We start from the raw sequence: 18,817 nt of genomic DNA on the forward strand, positions 1-18,817 counted from the left end.
GTTATCAGGTTCTTGAAACTGTCTGCCACGGATGATATCACGCGAAACCCGCCATGCAAGGTAAGCTTGCGGCCAGGCCACTGAGTGCTAAATTACGGCAGAATCCTCCTGATTTTTCAGGTGGATTAGCAATAACGATGGCAGCGATTTGCTTTTTCGCCGTGCTTTTTTGTTACACTAGCCCCGCTTTTATTTGCCGTCAGTCGGCGTATTACATAAGGATCCTGCCATGCTAATGGTGATCTCCCCGGCCAAAACGCTGGATTTTGCAAGCCCGCTGGCGACCACCAGCTTTACACAGCCTGCGCTGCTGAATGATGCTGAAAAGCTAATCAACGTGGCCCGCGATTTAACCCCTGCGCAGCTCGGTTCGCTGATGAGCATCAGCGACAAGCTGGCCGACCTGAATGCGGGTCGCTTCCAGAGCTGGCAGACGCCTTTTACGCCGGATAACGCACGCCAGGCAATTCTGGCTTTTAAAGGTGACGTCTATACCGGGCTGGCGGCAGAAACGTTGCAGGAAGACGATTTTGCTTTTGCCCAGCAGCATCTGCGCATGCTTTCCGGGCTGTACGGCCTGCTGCGCCCGCTGGACTTAATGCAGCCTTACCGCCTTGAAATGGGCACAAAGCTGGCGAATCCGGCCGGCAAAGATCTGTATGCGTTCTGGGGCGACAGGCTGACCGAAGCGCTTAACGCAGCGCTGGCGGATCAGGGCGATGACGTGTTGATCAACCTGGCCTCTGACGAATATTTTAAAGCAATCAAGCCCGCCAAAGTGCAAGGCCGCATCGTTAAGCCCGTTTTTCTGGATGAGAAAAACGGCAAATTCAAAATCATCAGCTTCTATGCCAAAAAGGCTCGTGGCCTGATGAGCCGTTATATTATCGAACACCGTTTAAGCCAGCCGGAACAGCTAAAGAGCTTCAACGTTGACGGCTACTTTTTTGCCGCCGACGAAAGCAGCGAGCATGAGCTGGTGTTTAAACGTCGTGAAATTGCCTGATCCTTTCTTTGCGGGCGGTTATCAGGCCGCCTTAGCTCGCTGACAAACTTAATGGGTGTAGCGTGCTGTTTTTTTTGCAGCAACCCATGAGTCAGGTAAAGCAGCAGAGGCTAAGCGGATAAACGGACCGTTTTCGCGCATGGACGCGCGAAAAGAGCCCCCAGGGACGGGTTTACGGCGTGTCCGTGTTGCGCTCAGCCTCTGCTGTTATTCACCTGTCTGGAAGCGACCCGATCATGGAATATAAGAATTTATCAACAGTCCCGGGCAGTTATCAGGCCGCCTGCGTCCACGCTATCCATATCTTTTTGTTATAAAACCCGCTGTAACAGAACCGTAATCATATTTACGCCACGCAAGGTTTATCTAAACCAGCCGCGAGGTAATTATGGATCGGCAAGCGCTTCTCAAGACCGTAACGGAACGAGCCTGGCACGCCGCCCGTTCACCCGTCGAAAACACCGTTACGCCCGAATTACGTAATCCGTTACCTGCCGCTTCACGAGACTGGCTACGGGCGACGGCCGAACTGTTTGACGCAGACGAGCAGACGCAGCAGCAGTTTGCCGAAACGGGTTTACTGCGTCTGGATGCCCTGCATGTCGTTGTCCTTTGTCAGAGCGAAAAACCCGTTCCGCTGTGGCTGGCCGTAGGCTATTTGCGAACGCCTGCCGTTCATCCTGAAACCTGGCAGCAGATAGTGCTGCGCGCTAACGGCGTGGCTATGGCAATGAACGGGATTAGCCTTTCGCTGAATGAACAAGGCGTGACGCTGCTGACCAGACGGCTGGCTTTTGACACGCCGGGTGATGCTATGGCGCTGGCGGAAATTCTTAACGATATCGACTCGCTTGCCGCCAGCCTGATCGATTTGCTGTTTTCTTTGCGGCAACCCGAAGAAGCGCCAGAAGAGCATGAAGCGCCCGCGCCTTCTGCCCGGATGACGGCCTGGCAACAGGAGACGGCGCTGAAGATTGATGCGCTGGCGCAACAGGCACTGGCCGCGCAATGGCATTATCCGCTGATACATCAGGCGGTTAAAGCCCTACAGCTTTCCCCGGCGCAATACGATCTTGATGGCTGTTTTTGTTCGCTGCGCTTCCCTGAACGCGAAATAGCGATAACGGCAGATGGCGATGGTCGACACCTTTTTTTGTCTACGCCGCTAACGGTGCCATCCGCTGCGGGCCACCAGTTATTGCTCGCCAACGAAAACCTACAGGTACTGACGAACTGCTCATCAGGACTGATTGATGAGCGCATTAGCCTGCTGTCGCGCTGGGATTCCTTTGGGCTGGACGGCACAGATTTGGCCGAATGGCTGGCCAATTTTATGACGCTGACCGTGGCTTTCGACGGCGATAAGCAGAGAGGCAAACTATGAGCGATCTGATCCAACGCGCGCCAGCCCTTCAACCCATGACGGTGCAAAACAGCAGAGGCGATATTGAAAGCGGCCCGCTGCCTGATGCTGCTCCGGCTCGCGCCGCCAGGGCCGGCCAGAATGCCAGCCAGTTTTTTAGCGACATGGCCGACGGCGCGAAAAAGGGCTTACGAGCCACCTCAGGCGGCCTGCAAACAATGGGAAATGCCACGCTGGGCGGGATAAAAACCGGCGGCAACTATGCCGCAGATAAGTTAACGGTGATGGGTAAAGCGGGCTGGCAAGGGACAAAATATGTTGGCGGACAAGGCTGGAAAGGCACGAAAATCGTGGGCAAAGCGGGCTGGAACGAGACCAAAAACTCTGCCGTCACGCTGGGCAAGTTTGCCTCTGCACCGCTGCAAAACAAGGCCTGGGGCGCGCTGGGTGGCCACGCATTGCAGCAAATGATTACCTGCGGCCTGCCGACGCTGATGCGCGAAGAAGCTTTTATTGAAGCTTATAACATGATGCTGCCGCATCTGGCAGAAAAACATCCTGCCGCCGCGGTGGGACTGCAGGTAGCCGTTTCGCTGGCCAACATCGCGGCTCACCACCATATCAGGGAACCGCGTCTTGCCCGCGATCCCCAGCACAACGCCGTAGCGGTTCGCGGCCAGTTTGGCCTTAGCCCGGATCAGGCGGCCGTGATCCAGCGCGATAAGCCGCAGGAATGGCAGAGCATGGTGGATAAACATCATAAAGATTCGCAGCGTGTTACCGGACAGCAGGTTGCGGCCGAGCTGATGAATATAGGTATGTCGGCAGCCGGCGCGCTGACCGGCAATTCCGGCCTGACCGCCCGCGTTCTCAGTACCCAACTGCGTAACGTAATTTATGCGGTTTCAAGGGAATCTTTGCAGGCTACAGGCAGTATGGTGGCGTCACGCGACGGCAAACCCAGTCACGGCGTGAGCGATGGCGATATGCGTACCAACGGCGCCTGGTACACGCTGAACACGCTGGCGATGGGTATGCTTCAGGATGGCCTGATCCAGAAGGCGCTCCCGCAAGGCTATACCGTTTCGGGGCCAGAGATTCGTGATGCGGCAGGCGCACGCCTCAGCGGCAAGGAGCTACACGAAATGGCTGCGCTGGTCTCCGGCATTCGAGCCGCCTGCAATAGCGTTATTGAAACGGGCGATGCCTTTCTGGGTAAACATTACGATGCCAAACGCGCGGGCGACTCGCAAAAATTTTCGCCCTCCCTGCCGCTAAAGGACTATGCCCGCCTGCTGGATCACTCGATTGCCCGCCTGAGCTGGAATAACTTCGCCAACGGCAGCACGCTGGCTGCGCAGCAGGTACTGAACGCCGCAACCAAAGGCAATCTTTCCCCCTGTTGTCCAGCCTGTTAAACAACGGCGGAACCGCTGCCGCTTTTGGGCTGACCTACAAGATGGTGAATCAGATTTATCAGGCGCACAGTAAAGTGCGTGGTGCCGTCGCTGCGGCGACAAGTGGCCCGGTGAATATTACCGCCGCAGGACAGCCCAACCCGGCGGCTGCGGTACAGGGCCAACAGGGAAACAGCGGGACGGCATAGGATGGCATAAATAGCGGAAGCGGCCCTTGCCAGACAAGGGCCGAAGCGGTTACTTGTACAGCAGAAAATTACGCAGCTGGGCAAAATCGGCCGCCATTTTGTGCGACAGCAGCGGCAGATCGGCACGATCCGCCAGCTCTTTCGGCAGCGGCAGCGGCTGGCCCAGAATCTCTTCCACGCTCTCTTTAAACTTGGCCGGATGCGCCGTGCCCAGGAACAGGCCAAACTCGCCTTCCTGCAGCTGATCGCGCAGCAAACGATAAGCAATGGCCGCGTGCGGCTCGGAGATATAACCCAGATCGGCCAGCTCGCGCATGGCTGCACGCGTGGTTTCGTCATCCACCGCGCCAAAGCCCAGATCGGTCAAGCGCCAGGTTTTACGACGGAACAGCTCTTCAACGCGTGGCCAGTTATTTGGCTGGCTGACATCCATTGCGTTAGAAAGCGTCGAGACGGTGGCGGCAGGCAGCCATTCACCGGCCTGCAAAAAGCGCGGCACAGTATCATTGGCGTTGGTGGCGGCGATAAAGCGCTTCACCGGCAGTCCCAGTGATTTCGCCAGTAAACCTGCAGTCAGATCGCCAAAGTTGCCGCTCGGCACGGAAACCACCAGCTGATTACGTTTTTCCTGCGGCAGCTGGGCTACCGCTTCAAAGTAGTAGCAGATTTGCGCCAGCAGGCGGCTGATATTGATAGAGTTCGCCGAGTTCAGGCCAATAGCCTTTTTCAGCAGTTCATCGTCAAACGCCTGTTTTACCAGCGACTGGCAGGTATCAAAATCACCGTCGATGGCGATGGTCTGGATATTACCGCCCAGCGTACAAAACAGTTTTTCCTGCAGCTTGCTGATTTTGCCCTGCGGATAAAGGATGACGACGCGAACGTTTTCCATGCCGTAAAACGCATGGGCAACCGCTGCACCGGTATCGCCGGAGGTTGCGGTCAGGATAGTGATTTTTTCATCCGCGCCGCTGACATAAGAGAGCATCTGCGCCATGAAACGGCCGCCGAAATCTTTGAAAGCCAGCGTCGGGCCGTGGAACAGCTCCAGTGCGGAAATATCGTCGGTCACTTTTGCTACGGGCGCAGGAAAAGCAAAAGCGTTTTTAACGCGCTCGTGCAGCTGGTGCGCTTCAATTTCGTCGCCGATAAACGCAGAAAGGATTTTGCTGCTGCGGCTGACGAAATCCATTTCCAGCATCTCATCGATGTCGGTCAGCTCAAACTCCGGCAGTTCCAGCGGAAAAAACAGCCCTTGTTGACTACCAAGACCCTGCTTTACCGCCTGCGAAAAGCTGACCTGTTCGTTGTGATCTTTCAGATTATAAAGTTTCATGCGTTATCCCAGTTTACGTGCGCCAGCCGTGTCTAAGCGGCAAATATGGACGAAGCCTTCCTCATTTTGCAGATAGTGCTGGCGTAGCCAGTCTGCCATACGCTGAGCGGTGTCTTCCTGATTACAAACAGCAAAGAGCGTTGGGCCAGAACCGGAAATCCCGCAGGCCAGCGCGCCAATATCTTTGGAGGCCTGGCGAGCCTCGGCAAAGCCCGGCAACAGTCGGGTGCGGTAAGGTTCTGCCACCACGTCGCGCATTAGCTTCAACGCCAGTTCCGGCTGCTGAGTATGACAGGCGTGAATAAACCCGCCCAGATAGCGACCATGTTTAATGATATCTTCTTTACGGTACTGTGCAGGCAGGATTGCTCTGGCTTCTGCGGTGGAAACTTTGATGCCGGGATAAGCCATGACCCATAGCCAGTCATCAAAGCATGGAACGGACTGGCTGATGATGCCGTTCTCTTCCAGCATCAGCTGCAGGCCGCCCAGATAGCAGGGGGCGACGTTATCAAAGTGTACGCTGCCGGAAATACGCCCTTCCAGCTCGCCCATCAGCGCCAGCAGTTCGGTATCGCTTAGCGGCTTGCCGCAGTGCTCGTTCATCGCCATCAGCCCGGCGACCACCGAACAGGCGCTCGATCCCAGCCCGGAACCAATCGGCATATTTTTTTCCAGCGTCATTGCCACCGGCACGCGTTCGCCAATGGCCTCGCAGAAGCGATCCCAACACTGCCAGACAATATTTTCCTGCGGATTAGCAGGCAGTTTGCTGACAAAACGCCCCTCGTTACGCAGGCTGAATTCGCTGGCTGCGATCACCGTCACGCAGTCGCCCAGCAGCGTGCCGTCGACTGGCGATACCGCCGCGCCCAGCACATCAAAGCCCACGCTAACGTTGCCGATTGAGGCAGGGGCATAGATCTTAACCATGTTTAAACTCCCAACTTCCATGACAAGGTGCGTAACAGATCGGCAAACACGCCTGCGGCGGTTACATCGTTACCCGCACCGTAACCGCGCAGCACCAGCGGAATAGGCTGATAGTAGCGGCTGTAAAAAGCCAGCGCGTTCTCGCCGTTTTTGACTTTATAAAGCGGATCGTTACCGTCTACCGCATCGATTTTTACGCGGCAGCGCCCGCCCTCTTCAATGGCACCGACAAAGCGTAACACTTTGCCTTCTTCTGCCGCGCTGCGTACACGTGCGGCAAAATCATTATCCAGCTCGGGCAAACGCTGCATAAACGTTTCTACGTCAGCGATAGCCGTTAAGGCTTCCGGCAGCACGGCTTCAATTTCAATGTCGCTCAGCTCTAACTGATATCCGGCCTCACGCGCCAGAATCAGCAGTTTACGCGCCACATCCATACCCGAAAGATCGTCACGCGGGTCTGGCTCGGTAAAACCCATCTCTCGCGCCATGCGGGTGGCGGCAGAAAGCGATACGCCTTCGTCCAGCTTGCCAAAAATAAACGACAGCGATCCGGAAAGGATACCGGAGAAACGCAGCAGTTCATCACCGGCGTTCAATAAGTTTTGCAGATTTTCAATAACCGGCAGGCCTGCGCCGACGTTGGTATCGTAAAGGAACTTACGACGCGATTTCGCCGCCGCCGCACGCATCTGCTGGTAATACTGCCAGGAAGAGGTATTCGCCTTTTTGTTTGGCGTCACCACGTGAAAACCGTCGGCCAGGAAATCGGCATACTGTTCGGCGACCGCCTGGCTGGAGGTACAGTCAACGATCACCGGGTTAAGCAGGTGGTACTCTTTTACCAGCCGGTTCAGGCGATCCAGATTAAAAGGTTCTTTCGCTTCCTGTAATGCAGCCTGCCAGTTGTCCAGCGGAATGCCGTGTACGTTAGTTAAAAGCGCGCTGGAATTAGCAATACCGCAAACGCGCAGATCGATATGCTTGTTTTTCAGCCACGCCTGCTGACGGAAAAGCTGCTCGATCAGCGCGGTGCCGACGCCGCCGACGCCAATCACAAACACTTCAATGACCTGATCGGTGGCAAACAGCATCTGATGGACTACTCGCACGCCGGTAGTGGCTTCATCATTATTCACGACCACGGAAATAGAACGCTCGGAAGAACCTTGCGCGATAGCAACGATATTGATATTGGCCCGCGCCAGCGCTGAGAAAAATTTGGCGGAGATACCGCGCAGCGTACGCATGCCGTCACCCACCACGGAGATGACCGCCAGGTTTTCCATCACGTCCAGCGGCTCCAGCAGGCCGTCTTTCAGTTCCAGTAAAAACTCATCTTCCAGCACGCGGCGCGCGCGCAGCTGCTCGTTTTGCGGCACGCAAAAGCTGATGCTGTATTCAGAAGAAGATTGCGTAATCAGCACAACGGAGATGCCGCTGCGGGACATCGCGGCAAACACGCGCGCAGCCATGCCGATCATTCCCTTCATGCCCGGGCCAGAGACGTTAAACATCGCCATATTATTAAGGTTGGTGATGCCTTTTACCGGATTATCTTCGTCGGAGCTGTCGCCGCCAATCAGCGTACCCGGTGCCTGAGGATTGGCCGTATTTTTAATCAGGCAAGGGATTTGAAACTGGGCAATAGGAGCGATAGTACGTGGGTGCAGTACCTTGGCACCGAAGTAGGAAAGCTCCATCGCTTCCTGATAAGACATCGTTTTTAGCAGCCGCGCATCAGGCACCTGACGCGGGTCGCAGGTATAAACGCCGTCGACGTCCGTCCAGATTTCGCAGCAGTCCGCGCGCAGACAGGCGGCCAGCACGGCGGCGGAGTAGTCTGAACCGTTACGGCCCAGCACCACCAGTTCGCCCTTGTCATTGCCGGCAGTAAAGCCAGCCATCAGGATCATATTTTCCGCCGGGATTTGTCCGGCAGCGATACGGCGAGTAGATTCAGGAATATCAACGGTGGATTCGAGGTAGTGGCCGACGGCCAGCAGCTTTTCAACAGGATTAATGACGGTAACGCCGTAGCCGCGCGCCTGCAGCAGCCCTTCCATAATGGCGATAGACAGTTTTTCGCCACGGCAAATGATGGCGGCATTGACGCTGTCCGGACACTGGCCAAGCAGGCTGATACCGTGCAGCACCTGCTTCAGCTGAGCAAATTCTGCATCGACCAGGCTTTTCAGCCGTGCATAATCAAACTTCGCTTCCGCTTCCGCCAGTCCTTTCAGCAGCGAGTCAAAAATGTGTTCGGCGTCGAGCAGGTTAGCCAGCGCATCCTGCCCGCTGATGGTTTTCTCAATCATCGCCACCAGGTGATTGGTTATTTTTGCCGGCGCGGACAATACGGTAGCAACCTGTCCCTGCTTAGCATTACTCTCCAGAATATCCGCCACGCGCATAAATCTTTCCGCGTTGGCGACTGAGGTTCCACCGAATTTCAGCACTCGCATAATCATCTCCTGAATTTTTGCCGAAAAAAAAGCCCGCACTGTTTAAGGTGCGGGCTTTTTTTATTTTTTCCTGTATGCGTCAGCCCGCACCGTTACCTGTGGTAATGGTGGTGGTAATAATAATGATTGTTGTCATCAGGCTGTGAGTACGCATTTTAGATTTACTGTCTGTCTCGAATTTGTCCGCTTCCAGAAGTAAAGCAAAGCGCCTGTTAAGTCAATTTTTTTATCCGCTTCCCGGTAAGCGCTGACCAGATGCCCGCCGGGCATTTGGGCCGAAAACAAAACGTTACGGGTACAAAATCGCTCAATCATCAGCATGACGTACCAGAGCAAGAGAATCAGGCAGATTTTTTATCTATAAGTTTTTTTTCTACATCTTTTAGCAAACGATGCAGCATCGCCGTATCGCGCTGCTGTAGTAAGCCGATACGCTGATGTAGCCAGTCGACAAGTTTTTGATCGTCACTGACGTCCAGACGATCGATCAGCTGGCCAACGCGCTGGCGTAGCGCCGTCAGCTGCTGTTCATCCGCAGGGGCAGGCAAGGAAGCCGTCACCTGACGCAAGCTGGACAGCTGATAACAGTAAACCATTACCGCCTGCCCCAGATTCAGCGAAGGGTAGTCTGCCGCCATCGGGATACCGGTTAAAACGTCCACCAGCTCCAGCTCTTCGTTGGTCAGGCCGGTATCTTCGCGCCCAAACACCAGCGCCGCGCTGCCAATCCACTGCAGCTTCTCCTCCAGCAGGCTTTCTACCTGCTGCGGCGAGGCATAATAACGAAACTTTGCCCGGCTGCGCGCCGTAGTGGCAATACTGAAATCAATATCGGCCAGCGCGGCGGCAAGCGTCGGCCAGGATGTCGCATTATCCAGAATTTCGCCTGCGCCGTGCGCTACCCAACGTGCCGCAGGCTCCAGGTGTGCCTGGCTGTTAACGATGCGCAGTTCATCAAATCCCATGGTCTTCATCGCGCGTGCGGCGGCACCGACGTTTTCTGGTCGCGCCGGGGAAACAAGTATTAAAGGGAAACGCATTTCGGCCTTCTTAAGATTAATTTAAATCATTTCTGATAAGGATTATGACATAAGACGAGCGCCAGATGATGGACGTTGTTTTTAACAAATCAATAACATAACCATTCTGCAGCAGACCTTCGTTAATTGAAAACTACGCCTTTCTTCCTCATATATCAGGGATAAAAACATTTATCTTAAGATAACCTTATTTACTTCAGTTAATTATGAAATGTTAAAATTTAGCTATACTCTTTTAATCCGCTTCCGTTTTTTTCGTCGCAAAAAAATGGCATTTTGTGAGCTAAACCGCCCTTCCGCGAGGCATTTTTCAACGCCAGCTCAACGTGCTACAATTGGTTTGATATAAGTCAATTAAGCTTTATTTATTGGCTGTTGGCTGTGGCTTGTGCTGTTATGTTGCTGTTAATGAGGTTAGGATATACGCCACTTTTTGACCTTGCCGAGACAGGGCGTCTCCTTTTTTTACCAGGGGATTTCCCGGTCCATGAATGGCTTGTGAACATATTCCGTACAGCCCGCGTTACGCGTCAGTTGACGCCTGCGTATTATCAGATACGGTAACCGCTGTATGCCCCATATCGTTTTTTGGCAATTTTAGGTAGCGAACACATGCAGACCCCGCACATACTTATCGTTGAAGACGAATTAGTTACTCGCAATACTCTCAAAAGTATTTTTGAGGCCGAAGGCTACATGGTTTATGAAGCTACGGACGGTGCTGAAATGCATCAGGTTTTGACCGAGAACGACGTCAACCTGGTCATTATGGACATAAACCTGCCCGGTAAAAACGGCCTGCTGCTGGCGCGTGAACTGCGCGAACAGGCTAACGTGGCGCTAATGTTCCTGACGGGCAGAGATAATGAAGTCGATAAAATTCTTGGCCTGGAAATCGGTGCAGATGACTACATTACCAAGCCTTTCAATCCGCGTGAGCTAACTATTCGCGCGCGTAATTTGCTGTCGCGCACCATGAACCTGGCACCGCACAGTGAAGAGCGCAAGCTGGTTGAAAGCTATCGCTTCAACGGTTGGGAGCTGGATATTAATAGCCGTTCGCTGGTCAGCCCGCAGGGTGAACAGTACAAGCTGCCGCGCAGCGAGTTCCGCGCAATGCTGCACTTCTGCGAAAATCCCGGCAAGATTCAGACCCGTGCCGATTTGCTGAAAAAAATGACCGGTCGCGAACTGAAGCCGCACGACCGTACCGTCGACGTGACTATTCGCCGTATTCGTAAGCATTTTGAATCCACGCCGGACACGCCAGAGATCATCGCCACTATCCACGGCGAAGGTTACCGTTTCTGCGGCGACCTGCAGGAGTAAGCGGGTGTGGTGTTAAAGGGCCATATCGGACGGCCCTTTTCATATCGGCTACAGGCTAGTGGTTCCAGGGCATGATAGGGACGGCGCTAAGGGCGTTTTTAGGCGAACCCTCTACGACCTTATCGGAATAGCTAAGGTAAACCAGCGCGTTACGTTTTTTATCGTAAAAACGGACTACCTGCAGCTTTTTAAAGACCAGTGAAGTACGTTGGCGAAAGACAACTTCACCCTCCGCTTTACCCTGAGCAATTTTGTCGCTGAGCGCGATCGGTCCAACCTGCTGGCAGGAAATCGCGGCGTCCGACGTATCCTCAGCCAGGCCTAATCCTCCTTTGATACCGCCGGTTTTTGCCCGGCTGATATAACAGGTTACATTTTGGACATCCGGATCGTCGAAGGCTTCGACGATAATTTTATGATCTGGCCCAAACACCTTAAAGGTAGTATCTACCGACCCCACAACCTCCGCGCGGGCGATAAAGGGTGAAAAAATGACGGCGGTGACTATTAACATTTTTTTCATTGTCATAACGTTACCATTGCATTGAAAATAGATGACACTGTAAGTTAACCAGCTTAGCGCACCTGTTGCACGCGGCGCACCACGGTATACCATAACAGCCAGCTGACCTGATAAAATAACCGTGCGCCGTCAGCCCTTTTAGCAATCTTACTGTACGACGATAACCCAGGATGAGGACGATTTATGGATCAAGCCGGTATCATTCGCGATCTGCTTTTCTGGCTTGAAGGCCACCTTGACCAGCCGCTGTCTCTGGATCACGTTGCTGCCAGAGCAGGCTATTCAAAATGGCACTTGCAGAGAATGTTCAAAGAGGTCACCGGTCATGCGATTGGTGCCTATATTCGCGCCCGCAGGCTGTCGAAAGCGGCCGTCGCGCTGCGTCTGACCAGTCGTCCTATTCTGGATATTGCTTTGCAGTATCGGTTTGATTCACAGCAAACCTTTACCCGCGCGTTTAAAAAGCAGTTTAGCCAGACGCCTGCCTGGTATCGCCGCTCTTCAGACTGGCACTCCTTTGGCCTGCGTCCGCCTATCCGGCTCGATGATTTCCAGCTGCCGGAAGCCAGCTATGTCAGCCTGCCGGAAACGGTACTGGTGGGGCAAACGCAGACCTATACCTGTACGCTTGAGCAAATCTCCAGCTATCGTGATGAAATGCGCCTGCATTTCTGGCGTCAGTTCCTGACGGAAACAGACACCATTCCACCCGTGCTGTACGGGCTGCATCAGTCTCGCCCGAGCGTGGAAAAAGATGACGAGCAGGAGATCCTCTATACCACGGCGGTGCCGTCCGACAAGCTTTTCCAGCCTGTCCCGGCCACACAGACGGTCTTACTGGAAGGCGGCGAGTACGTACAGTTTGTCTACGAGGGGCCAAGGGTCAACCTGCAGGAGTTCATCCTGCTGCTCTACGGCACCTGCATGCCGACCCTGCAGTTAACGCGCCGCCACGGCCAGGATATTGAGCGTTTTTATACGCACGGCGGCAAAAAACTGCCGGAACCGCCGGTGGACATTCGCTGCGAATATCTGATCCCGATTCGCCGAACGGCGGAGTAAATAGCGCGGCGACCGCCTGCCAACGGTCGGCACGGGCTATTTTTCGTAGCCTGCTGGCGCGTGATTCCGCTAGCGCTGGAGCTCGTCCAGCGCCGGTGCATCAAGATGCGCGACATCACCAGCCGTCTCCACCACCCATCCGGATGCCAGCCAGTCGCTCTGCTGATAATCAACGCGGGAAAGAGAACAGTTACGCAGCCGCAGCCGCCGCTCAGCATAGGCCGGCAGTCCCAGCAGCGTACTGACCAGCACGCCCAGTGCCATACCGTGACTGACCAGCAGCGGACGGCTTCCGGCGGGCAACGCCAGGCAGGCGTTAAGCGCTTCATGCATGCGCGCGGCCATTTCCGACATAGATTCGCCACCGGGAATGCGCCCGTTTTCCGTGCCGTTGACCAGCGTGGCACGCCAGCTCTCTTCTTCTGCCGTCAGTGAAGCTAACGGCCGCTGCTCCAACACGCCCATGTTCAGCTCGCGCAGGCGCGGATCCAGCCTGACGCGACAGCCACAGGCGTCTGCAATAATTTCTGCCGTATGCCTGGTGCGTCCCAGATCGCTGGCAATCACGTGGGTGATACCCAGCTGCTTGACCCTGTCGCCCACCTGCTGTGCCTGCTCTATTCCCTTTGGCGTCAGCGCGCTGTCAGACTGACCCTGAATGCGTCGCGCCGCATTCCAAAGCGTTTCTCCGTGACGAACAAGATAGACCTGTACCATTATTATTTTCCGTTATACTGCGGCTAATTTGCGTAAGGGGTTCAAACAATTATGTACCATGTTATCGCTGCGACCATTAATCCGGCAAAAATTAAGGCAATTTCTCTGGCTTTCAGCGATATTTTCGGGGAAGGATCCTGCCATATTGAGGGCGTGGAGGTCGATAGCGGCGTGGCGCTACAGCCTCTCACGGATGCAGAAACGCGAACCGGCGCACGCCAGCGCGTGGCAAATGCCCGCCGGCTTCGTCCACAGGCCGATTTTTGGGTAGCCATTGAGGCAGGCATTGAGCAAAAGGACGCTTTTGCATGGATGGTGATAGAAAGCCCTCAGCTGCGTGGCGAATCGCGTTCTGCCAGCTTTACGCTGCCGCCTGTGGTGCTGAAAGGTATTGAGAGCGGCCAGGAGCTGGGAGAAGTGATGGCAAACCTGACCGGCATTGAAAATATTAAACATAAAGGCGGCGCTATCGGTGCCTTCACCGCAGGTCAGCTGACGCGTACCAGCGTTTATCACCAGGCGCTCATCCTTGCGCTCTGCCCGTTTCACAACGCGATTTACCAGCAGGGATCAGATCTTTTCTGAACCGTTAAGCAGCTGCGTCTCCAGCCAGGCTTTTAACGCTGGCGGCGCGCTCTTCAGGCTGTTTGAGCCTCTGGTTATGGTCGCAATCCCTACGCCTAAATCATTTTTTAGCTCGCGCTGGCTCATTTCGCCGCGCATCAGCTCTTCAATAATACGCAAGCGCGTGCCCAGCGCTTCGCGCTCGTCCGGCGTCATCATCAGCTGAAGCAGCGGCAGGTGGAGTCCGCTTTCAAAAGCAAGCTGCAGCAGCGCGACAAAACGCTGCCACTCTTCATTATGCGGTTCCATCGTCACAGGAACAGAAGGTTCGATCATAGGTAGCCCATACTCTTTAACTAGTACAGTAGCATAGCACAGGCTACCCGGGATCAGTAGCGCCGTTGCCATTCACTGTCAGAGAGAATGTTGTCAGATTTGTTCATAAAATGACGATAGTAAGCATCATAAGCCAACACGTTCTTCACATAGTTACGCGTTTCAGAAAAGGGAATAGTTTCGATAAAGGCTACCGAATCAAGTCTTCCGGCGCTGTTGCCCAGCCAGGTTCTGACCCGCGACGGTCCGGCGTTGTAAGCCGCCGATGAGAAGATACGGTTCTGGCCAAACTGCTGGTATACCGACTCCAGATATTGCGTACCGATCTCAATATTGGTTTCCGCGTCCAGCAGCTGGCTGCTGTTGCTGTAGCCGGGCAGGCTATAAACCTTCACCGTATGCTGCGCGGTGGCGGGCATTACCTGCATCAACCCGGCTGCGCCAACCGGCGAGCGAACTTTAGGGTTCCACGCGCTTTCCTGACGGGCGATGGCCATTGCATAGCTGATGGGTATCGCTTTTCCTTGCGTATAACGTTCGAATTGCTCCTTATAGGCCAGCGGGAAACGCTCTTTCAGGCTGTTCCATAGCTTGCCGGAAATGGTTGCCTGTACGCTAAGCACCCACCAGTTCTGTTCATAAGCGTAGCGCGCCAGCTGCTGCTGCTGACTGCGATTTTTGCTGCCGACCAGGTAGCTCCACTCCGTGCGGGCCAGGTTGTCCATATTCCAGTACATCAGCTCACGCACGCGGGCGATTTCCGCGCCCTGCGTCAGGCTGCCGTCCACCGCCGGCGCTTCATCAATCTGCAAAGGATAGGCCACGCCAAGCCGCTGGGCCGCCACCATCGGATAGAAGCCGCGTTCCTGCATCAGGCTGCGCAGAATCTTATCGGCCTCTTCTTTCCGGCCCTGCTCTAACAGCAGATCGGCCTGCCAGTATTGCCATTCATCCTTTTGCTTCGCCTCTACCGGTAAACGTGCAATCCAGGTATTCATACCCCGACGATCGTTGTTGCCCAGCGCCATGCGGATCCGGCGCTCAATCAGGGAATCGGAGTCGCTACGCATCACGACGTTATCGCGCCAGCGAGCCTGCTCCGTGGTGACGCTATTGTCCATCAGCCGCCACGCCACCGCTTCGTCCAGCTCTTGCTCCTGCTGTTCGCTCATCTTTTGCAGACGAACCAGCGAAGGGATCATCGCCCTGGCGTTTTCCACGTCGTCACGCGCTACGCGAGCAAAGGCGACGAGGGTTGCCTGACGAGTAAAATTGGTCGGGCCAGCCACGCGGGCAAACGCCTCTATATTCTGCGGATTGTTTTGCAAATCCATCACCGCATTGGCAATAGTCTGGTAATCCTCGGGAAGCTGCTTCGCCAGGAAATTCACCAGGTTGCTGTTGCCCGCCACCATAGCCAAACGAATGCGTTCCAGCGTGGTGATCGGCGTTTGCTCGCCAGCCGCCTGCCAGGCATCAAACAGCTTGTCGCAGGCCGCAGGCAGAGAGGTGCCGCGCAGCCAGATAGATTTCGCGCCGTCCCAGGCAACCTGCTGTTCGCCAGTCGCCCATTTGGCGTAATACCAGTTACAGCGGGCGGCGACCGGTTTCGGCTCGGTCGGACTGAAAACCAGCAAACCGCGCCAGTCCTGCCGCCGCGCCAGCTCGTTGACAAAGCGTGAAGAGAGCGTGCGCACCGGCGGCAACGTCGGATACTTTTTAATAAAGTCGTTGATCACGAAGCCGCTTTGCTGGTCAAGATTTTGCGCCAGAACGCGATATTCCAGATAGGGATAGAGAGGATAGTCGCGCAGTCCAGGCATTAACTGCGCCACCTGATCCATTTGATTGCTGTCCCATGCCTGCTTAATTTGCAGATAGCGGGTGCGTTGCGCATCCAGTGAGTCGGCCTGTGCCGAACCTGCCACCAGCGCCAGGCAGGCACCTGCTATCCAAAACTGCCACTTGTCCACCATGACTTTCCTCACGTTAGCGCCTCTCTTTGCCCTGTTATTACTATTCAAATTATTAACATGCTAACCAGGGCTGGCCCGTCTCGCTATGTCGCAACAAAAATTTACTCTACGTTGACAGGTTAAACGGTGGTTAAATCAGCATCGGTTAAGCAAAGCTTGCCCGATAAATATTAACGTCGATCAACACTCCCCTGCCCCCTTTCCTTCAGCATGGCCCTCCCTGCGCTCATCGCGCAAAAACAACTTTCTGCCTGCACCCGTAAGCGGCCCCGGCCGAGCTTAAGAGGTTGGCAGGCCTGTTTTGTTATTAACCTTCCCGGCAAGGATTTCCCGTGATACAGAAAGTAAAACCAGCGCCAGCCTGGTATCGCCATGATGTGGCTGGCGTAATACAAAGAATGCAAAGTCATCCGTCAGGCTTAACGGCAGAAGAAGCCCGGACACGCCTGAGCGTCCTGGGCGCGAACCGGCTACCTTCCCGACGGAAAAAAAATCCGCTGATGCGTTTTCTTAGTCACTTCAACGACTTGTTGATTTATATCCTGCTAACCACAGCTGTACTAACCGGCCTGATGGCGCAATGGGTAGATACCAGCGTGATCCTGGCCGTGGTCTTTATCAATGCGCTGATTGCCTTTATTCAGGAAAATAAAGCGGAAAAATCTTTAGCCGGTATCGAAACCATACTGCCGCTGCGCGCGCTGGTGAAACGCGATAATAGCCGTCAGCTGGTGAACGCTGGCGAGCTTGTACCGGGCGATATCGTTATTTTACAGGCGGGGGACCGCGTGCCCGCCGATATGCGTTTAACAGAAGCACATTATTTTCGGGTAGAGGAAGCAATGCTCACCGGTGAACCTGCTCCCGTGTTCAAGCATACAGCCGCGATGGAAGCCGAGCTAACTATCGGCGAACGCGAAAATATGGTGTTTTGCGGCTCCACTGTTTTATCCGGTAGCGCGACCGGTATCGTGGTGGCAACCGGAGAAAAAACCGAGCTGGGCAAGGTTACTCATCTGATGGCGGATATCGGGCAGTTACGGACACCGCTGCTGATGCAGTTGCACAAGCTGGGCCGCACTATTTCCGTGCTGATCGTGTTATCGATCGTTTTGTTGTGCTTCTGTTCGCTCTCGCTACATAAAATGTCGTTTGCCGAACTGCGACCCACGTTGACTGGTCTGGCCGTGGCCGCCGTGCCGGAAGGGTTACCGGCAATAATCTCGCTTATCCTGTTGCTGGGCGTACAGACTATGGCGAGAAAAAAAGCCATGATCCGCAAGCTGCCGAAGGTAGAAACGCTGGGCGCAATGACCGTGATATGCAGCGACCAGACCAGCATGCTGACCACAAAAGAGATGACGGTCAAAGCCATTGCCGACTGCCATCGTGCTGGCGTTCGGGTAAAAATGATGACGGAGGAGAGTCCGGATACGGCGATAGCGACGGGTCGAACGCTGGGTATTGGCACAAACAACGGTGCGCTAACCGGCCAGCAGCTTGAACAGATGGATGATAAAGAGCTGGCTCAGGCAGCCTGCCGCCATGATATTTTCTCGCGTATCAGCCCGCAACATAAGCTGCGTCTGGTCAGGGCCCTGCAAAGCCAGGGGGAAGTGGTCGGCATGACGGGCGACAACATTGGCGATGCACCTGCGCTGAAGCAGGCCGATGTCGGTATTGCGATGGGCATCAGGGGCATGGAAGGTACCCGAGCCGCTGCCGATATGGTTTTAACCGACGACAGTTTTGCCACGCTTGCTAACGCAGTAAAAGAAGGCCGCCGCGTCTGGAACAACCTGAAAAAAACCATCCTGTTCGTGGTGCCGTTTTGTCTGGGCCAGGCGCTGCTGCTGATTGCCGCCACGCTACTGGGTAAACCGATGCCGCTGACGCCGGAACAGATTTTGTGGGTGAACATCGTCATGTCGGTCATGCTCTCTTTCGGCCTTGCGTTTGAAACTGCCGAGCCGCAGGAGAGCGATCTTAAACCCCACAAGGCAAATCGTAGCATTATGGATGGCTGGGCTATCTGGCACGTAAGCTTTGTCGGTGCGCTGATTGCGCTAAGCGTTTTTCTACTGGAAGCAGGCCTTCAGTCACGCGGCTACGACGCGGCATTTATCCGTACCGTCCTGCTGCAAGCCGTTGTTACCGCTCAGTGGTTCTATATGCTCAACTGCCGCGATAATGAACATTTTTCGCTGAACATCACCCTGCTAAAAACAAAGAGCCCGTGGGTTATCGGCCTCTCGCTTGCGCTGTTACAGTTGGCCATCACTAACCTGCCGTTGCTAAAGACACTGTTTGGCATTGGGCCGCTACCGCTGCACTTCTGGCTGTTAACGCTGGTTATTGGCGCGCTGCTGTATGTAATAGTGGAAATTGAAAAGCCGCTGACGCGCCGCTGGCGTAAATCCTGATGCGAAAACGAGGCAATTGAAAAGCCGCTGGCGTAAATCCTGATGCGAAAACGGGGCAACTGAAAAGCCGCTGGCGTAAATCCTGATGCGAAAACGGGGCAATTGAAAAGCCTCTGGCGTAAATCCTGATGCGAAAAC

At 54.7% G+C, this 18,817-nt stretch carries 17 protein-coding genes and 1 other annotated feature; of the genes, 8 read left to right on the forward strand and 9 right to left on the reverse strand.

Features of this window, described 5'->3' with window-relative positions:
* The first annotated feature begins 229 nt into the window (after nt 1-229).
* The 4 genes from yaaA (at nt 230) to ACMGGR_RS17955 (ending at nt 3,975) form a co-directional block, all read left to right on the forward strand.
* The gene (gene yaaA / locus ACMGGR_RS17940) at nt 230-1,006 is read left to right on the forward strand and encodes a peroxide stress protein YaaA (protein WP_414147478.1); all 777 of its coding nucleotides are present in this window, start codon (nt 230-232) and stop codon (nt 1,004-1,006) included.
* Between the two features lie 388 nt (nt 1,007-1,394).
* Nucleotides 1,395-2,390, forward strand: a complete 996-nt coding sequence (locus ACMGGR_RS17945; RefSeq protein WP_414147479.1) for a type III secretion system chaperone — start codon at nt 1,395-1,397, stop codon at nt 2,388-2,390.
* Nucleotides 2,387-3,787: a hypothetical protein gene (locus ACMGGR_RS17950; RefSeq protein WP_414147480.1), complete on the forward strand. Its 1,401-nt coding sequence runs from the start codon at nt 2,387-2,389 to the stop codon at nt 3,785-3,787. The genes ACMGGR_RS17945 and ACMGGR_RS17950 overlap by 4 nt, the downstream gene beginning before the upstream one ends.
* On the forward strand, nt 3,772-3,975 hold the full coding sequence (locus ACMGGR_RS17955; protein WP_414147481.1) for a hypothetical protein: 204 nt from the start codon (nt 3,772-3,774) through the stop codon (nt 3,973-3,975). Before ACMGGR_RS17950 ends, ACMGGR_RS17955 begins: the two co-directional genes overlap by 16 nt.
* Before the next feature lie 49 nt (nt 3,976-4,024).
* Here the strand turns inward: ACMGGR_RS17955 and thrC are convergent, their stop codons facing one another.
* The 5 genes from thrC to ACMGGR_RS17980 all read right to left on the reverse strand — a co-directional run bounded on the left by thrC (nt 4,025) and on the right by ACMGGR_RS17980 (nt 9,749).
* Nucleotides 4,025-5,311 carry a threonine synthase gene (thrC, locus tag ACMGGR_RS17960; protein ID WP_414147482.1) on the reverse strand — a complete coding sequence of 429 codons (1,287 nt, stop codon included), beginning with the start codon at nt 5,309-5,311 and terminating at the stop codon, nt 4,025-4,027.
* 3 nt (nt 5,312-5,314) lie between these two features.
* On the reverse strand, nt 5,315-6,244 hold the full coding sequence (gene thrB, locus ACMGGR_RS17965) for a homoserine kinase (RefSeq protein ID WP_414147483.1): 930 nt from the start codon (nt 6,242-6,244) through the stop codon (nt 5,315-5,317).
* A 2-nt stretch (nt 6,245-6,246) separates the two neighbouring features.
* A complete protein-coding gene (gene thrA, locus ACMGGR_RS17970; protein WP_246761984.1) occupies nt 6,247-8,709 on the reverse strand; it encodes a bifunctional aspartate kinase/homoserine dehydrogenase I in 2,463 nt (820 codons plus the stop codon).
* 22 nt (nt 8,710-8,731) lie between these two features.
* Nucleotides 8,732-8,856, reverse strand: a sequence feature (Thr leader region).
* Entirely contained in the window at nt 8,789-8,863 is a 75-nt protein-coding gene (thrL, locus tag ACMGGR_RS17975; RefSeq protein WP_414148992.1) for a thr operon leader peptide, read from the reverse strand. It overlaps the preceding feature by 68 nt.
* Before the next feature lie 187 nt (nt 8,864-9,050).
* Nucleotides 9,051-9,749 (reverse strand): tRNA/rRNA methyltransferase, encoded by a 699-nt coding sequence (locus tag ACMGGR_RS17980; RefSeq protein WP_246761986.1) that lies wholly within the window; start codon nt 9,747-9,749, stop codon nt 9,051-9,053.
* A 612-nt stretch (nt 9,750-10,361) separates the two neighbouring features.
* On the opposite strand from ACMGGR_RS17980, the gene arcA reads away from it, so the two are divergent.
* Nucleotides 10,362-11,078, forward strand: coding sequence for a two-component system response regulator ArcA (gene arcA / locus ACMGGR_RS17985; RefSeq protein ID WP_246761988.1), 717 nt, complete (start codon nt 10,362-10,364; stop codon nt 11,076-11,078).
* A 55-nt stretch (nt 11,079-11,133) separates the two neighbouring features.
* Here the strand turns inward: arcA and creA are convergent, their stop codons facing one another.
* A complete protein-coding gene (creA, locus tag ACMGGR_RS17990; RefSeq protein WP_246761990.1) occupies nt 11,134-11,607 on the reverse strand; it encodes a protein CreA in 474 nt (157 codons plus the stop codon).
* A 177-nt stretch (nt 11,608-11,784) separates the two neighbouring features.
* Between creA and robA the strand changes: the two genes are divergently transcribed.
* The gene (gene robA / locus ACMGGR_RS17995; protein ID WP_246761991.1) at nt 11,785-12,663 is read left to right on the forward strand and encodes an MDR efflux pump AcrAB transcriptional activator RobA; all 879 of its coding nucleotides are present in this window, start codon (nt 11,785-11,787) and stop codon (nt 12,661-12,663) included.
* A 69-nt stretch (nt 12,664-12,732) separates the two neighbouring features.
* On the opposite strand, the gene gpmB is transcribed toward robA, so the two are convergent.
* The gene (gpmB, locus tag ACMGGR_RS18000; protein ID WP_246761993.1) at nt 12,733-13,380 is read right to left on the reverse strand and encodes a 2,3-diphosphoglycerate-dependent phosphoglycerate mutase GpmB; all 648 of its coding nucleotides are present in this window, start codon (nt 13,378-13,380) and stop codon (nt 12,733-12,735) included.
* Between the two features lie 51 nt (nt 13,381-13,431).
* On the opposite strand from gpmB, the gene yjjX reads away from it, so the two are divergent.
* Nucleotides 13,432-13,965: an inosine/xanthosine triphosphatase gene (gene yjjX, locus ACMGGR_RS18005; RefSeq protein ID WP_414147484.1), complete on the forward strand. Its 534-nt coding sequence runs from the start codon at nt 13,432-13,434 to the stop codon at nt 13,963-13,965.
* On the opposite strand, the gene trpR is transcribed toward yjjX, so the two are convergent.
* On the reverse strand, nt 13,951-14,280 hold the full coding sequence (gene trpR, locus ACMGGR_RS18010) for a trp operon repressor (RefSeq protein WP_246761996.1): 330 nt from the start codon (nt 14,278-14,280) through the stop codon (nt 13,951-13,953). The genes yjjX and trpR overlap by 15 nt on opposite strands.
* Nucleotides 14,281-14,333: 53 nt before the next feature.
* Nucleotides 14,334-16,256, reverse strand: a complete 1,923-nt coding sequence (gene sltY / locus ACMGGR_RS18015; RefSeq protein WP_246761998.1) for a murein transglycosylase — start codon at nt 16,254-16,256, stop codon at nt 14,334-14,336.
* Nucleotides 16,257-16,588: 332 nt separating this feature from the next.
* On the opposite strand from sltY, the gene ACMGGR_RS18020 reads away from it, so the two are divergent.
* On the forward strand, nt 16,589-18,679 hold the full coding sequence (locus ACMGGR_RS18020) for an HAD-IC family P-type ATPase (protein WP_246762000.1): 2,091 nt from the start codon (nt 16,589-16,591) through the stop codon (nt 18,677-18,679).
* Nucleotides 18,680-18,817 lie beyond the last annotated feature (138 nt).

Origin of the sequence: Erwinia sp. BNK-24-b, assembly GCF_047456155.1 — a bacterium.
Classification (GTDB): domain Bacteria; phylum Pseudomonadota; class Gammaproteobacteria; order Enterobacterales; family Enterobacteriaceae; genus Erwinia; species Erwinia phyllosphaerae.

What these genes read in the sequence shown, in the direction of transcription:
- yjjX (WP_414147484.1), top strand. Translation starts at nt 13,432, where the DNA reads ATGTACCATGTTATCGCTGCGACCATTAATCCGGCAAAAATTAAGGCA.
- arcA (WP_246761988.1), top strand. Translation starts at nt 10,362, where the DNA reads ATGCAGACCCCGCACATACTTATCGTTGAAGACGAATTAGTTACTCGC.
- sltY (WP_246761998.1), bottom strand. Translation starts at nt 16,256, where the DNA reads ATGGTGGACAAGTGGCAGTTTTGGATAGCAGGTGCCTGCCTGGCGCTG.
- trpR (WP_246761996.1), bottom strand. Translation starts at nt 14,280, where the DNA reads ATGATCGAACCTTCTGTTCCTGTGACGATGGAACCGCATAATGAAGAG.
- thrA (WP_246761984.1), bottom strand. Translation starts at nt 8,709, where the DNA reads ATGCGAGTGCTGAAATTCGGTGGAACCTCAGTCGCCAACGCGGAAAGA.
- ACMGGR_RS17950 (WP_414147480.1), top strand. Translation starts at nt 2,387, where the DNA reads ATGAGCGATCTGATCCAACGCGCGCCAGCCCTTCAACCCATGACGGTG.
- thrB (WP_414147483.1), bottom strand. Translation starts at nt 6,244, where the DNA reads ATGGTTAAGATCTATGCCCCTGCCTCAATCGGCAACGTTAGCGTGGGC.
- creA (WP_246761990.1), bottom strand. Translation starts at nt 11,607, where the DNA reads ATGACAATGAAAAAAATGTTAATAGTCACCGCCGTCATTTTTTCACCC.
- ACMGGR_RS17980 (WP_246761986.1), bottom strand. Translation starts at nt 9,749, where the DNA reads ATGCGTTTCCCTTTAATACTTGTTTCCCCGGCGCGACCAGAAAACGTC.
- thrC (WP_414147482.1), bottom strand. Translation starts at nt 5,311, where the DNA reads ATGAAACTTTATAATCTGAAAGATCACAACGAACAGGTCAGCTTTTCG.
- yaaA (WP_414147478.1), top strand. Translation starts at nt 230, where the DNA reads ATGCTAATGGTGATCTCCCCGGCCAAAACGCTGGATTTTGCAAGCCCG.
- gpmB (WP_246761993.1), bottom strand. Translation starts at nt 13,380, where the DNA reads ATGGTACAGGTCTATCTTGTTCGTCACGGAGAAACGCTTTGGAATGCG.
- ACMGGR_RS17945 (WP_414147479.1), top strand. Translation starts at nt 1,395, where the DNA reads ATGGATCGGCAAGCGCTTCTCAAGACCGTAACGGAACGAGCCTGGCAC.
- robA (WP_246761991.1), top strand. Translation starts at nt 11,785, where the DNA reads ATGGATCAAGCCGGTATCATTCGCGATCTGCTTTTCTGGCTTGAAGGC.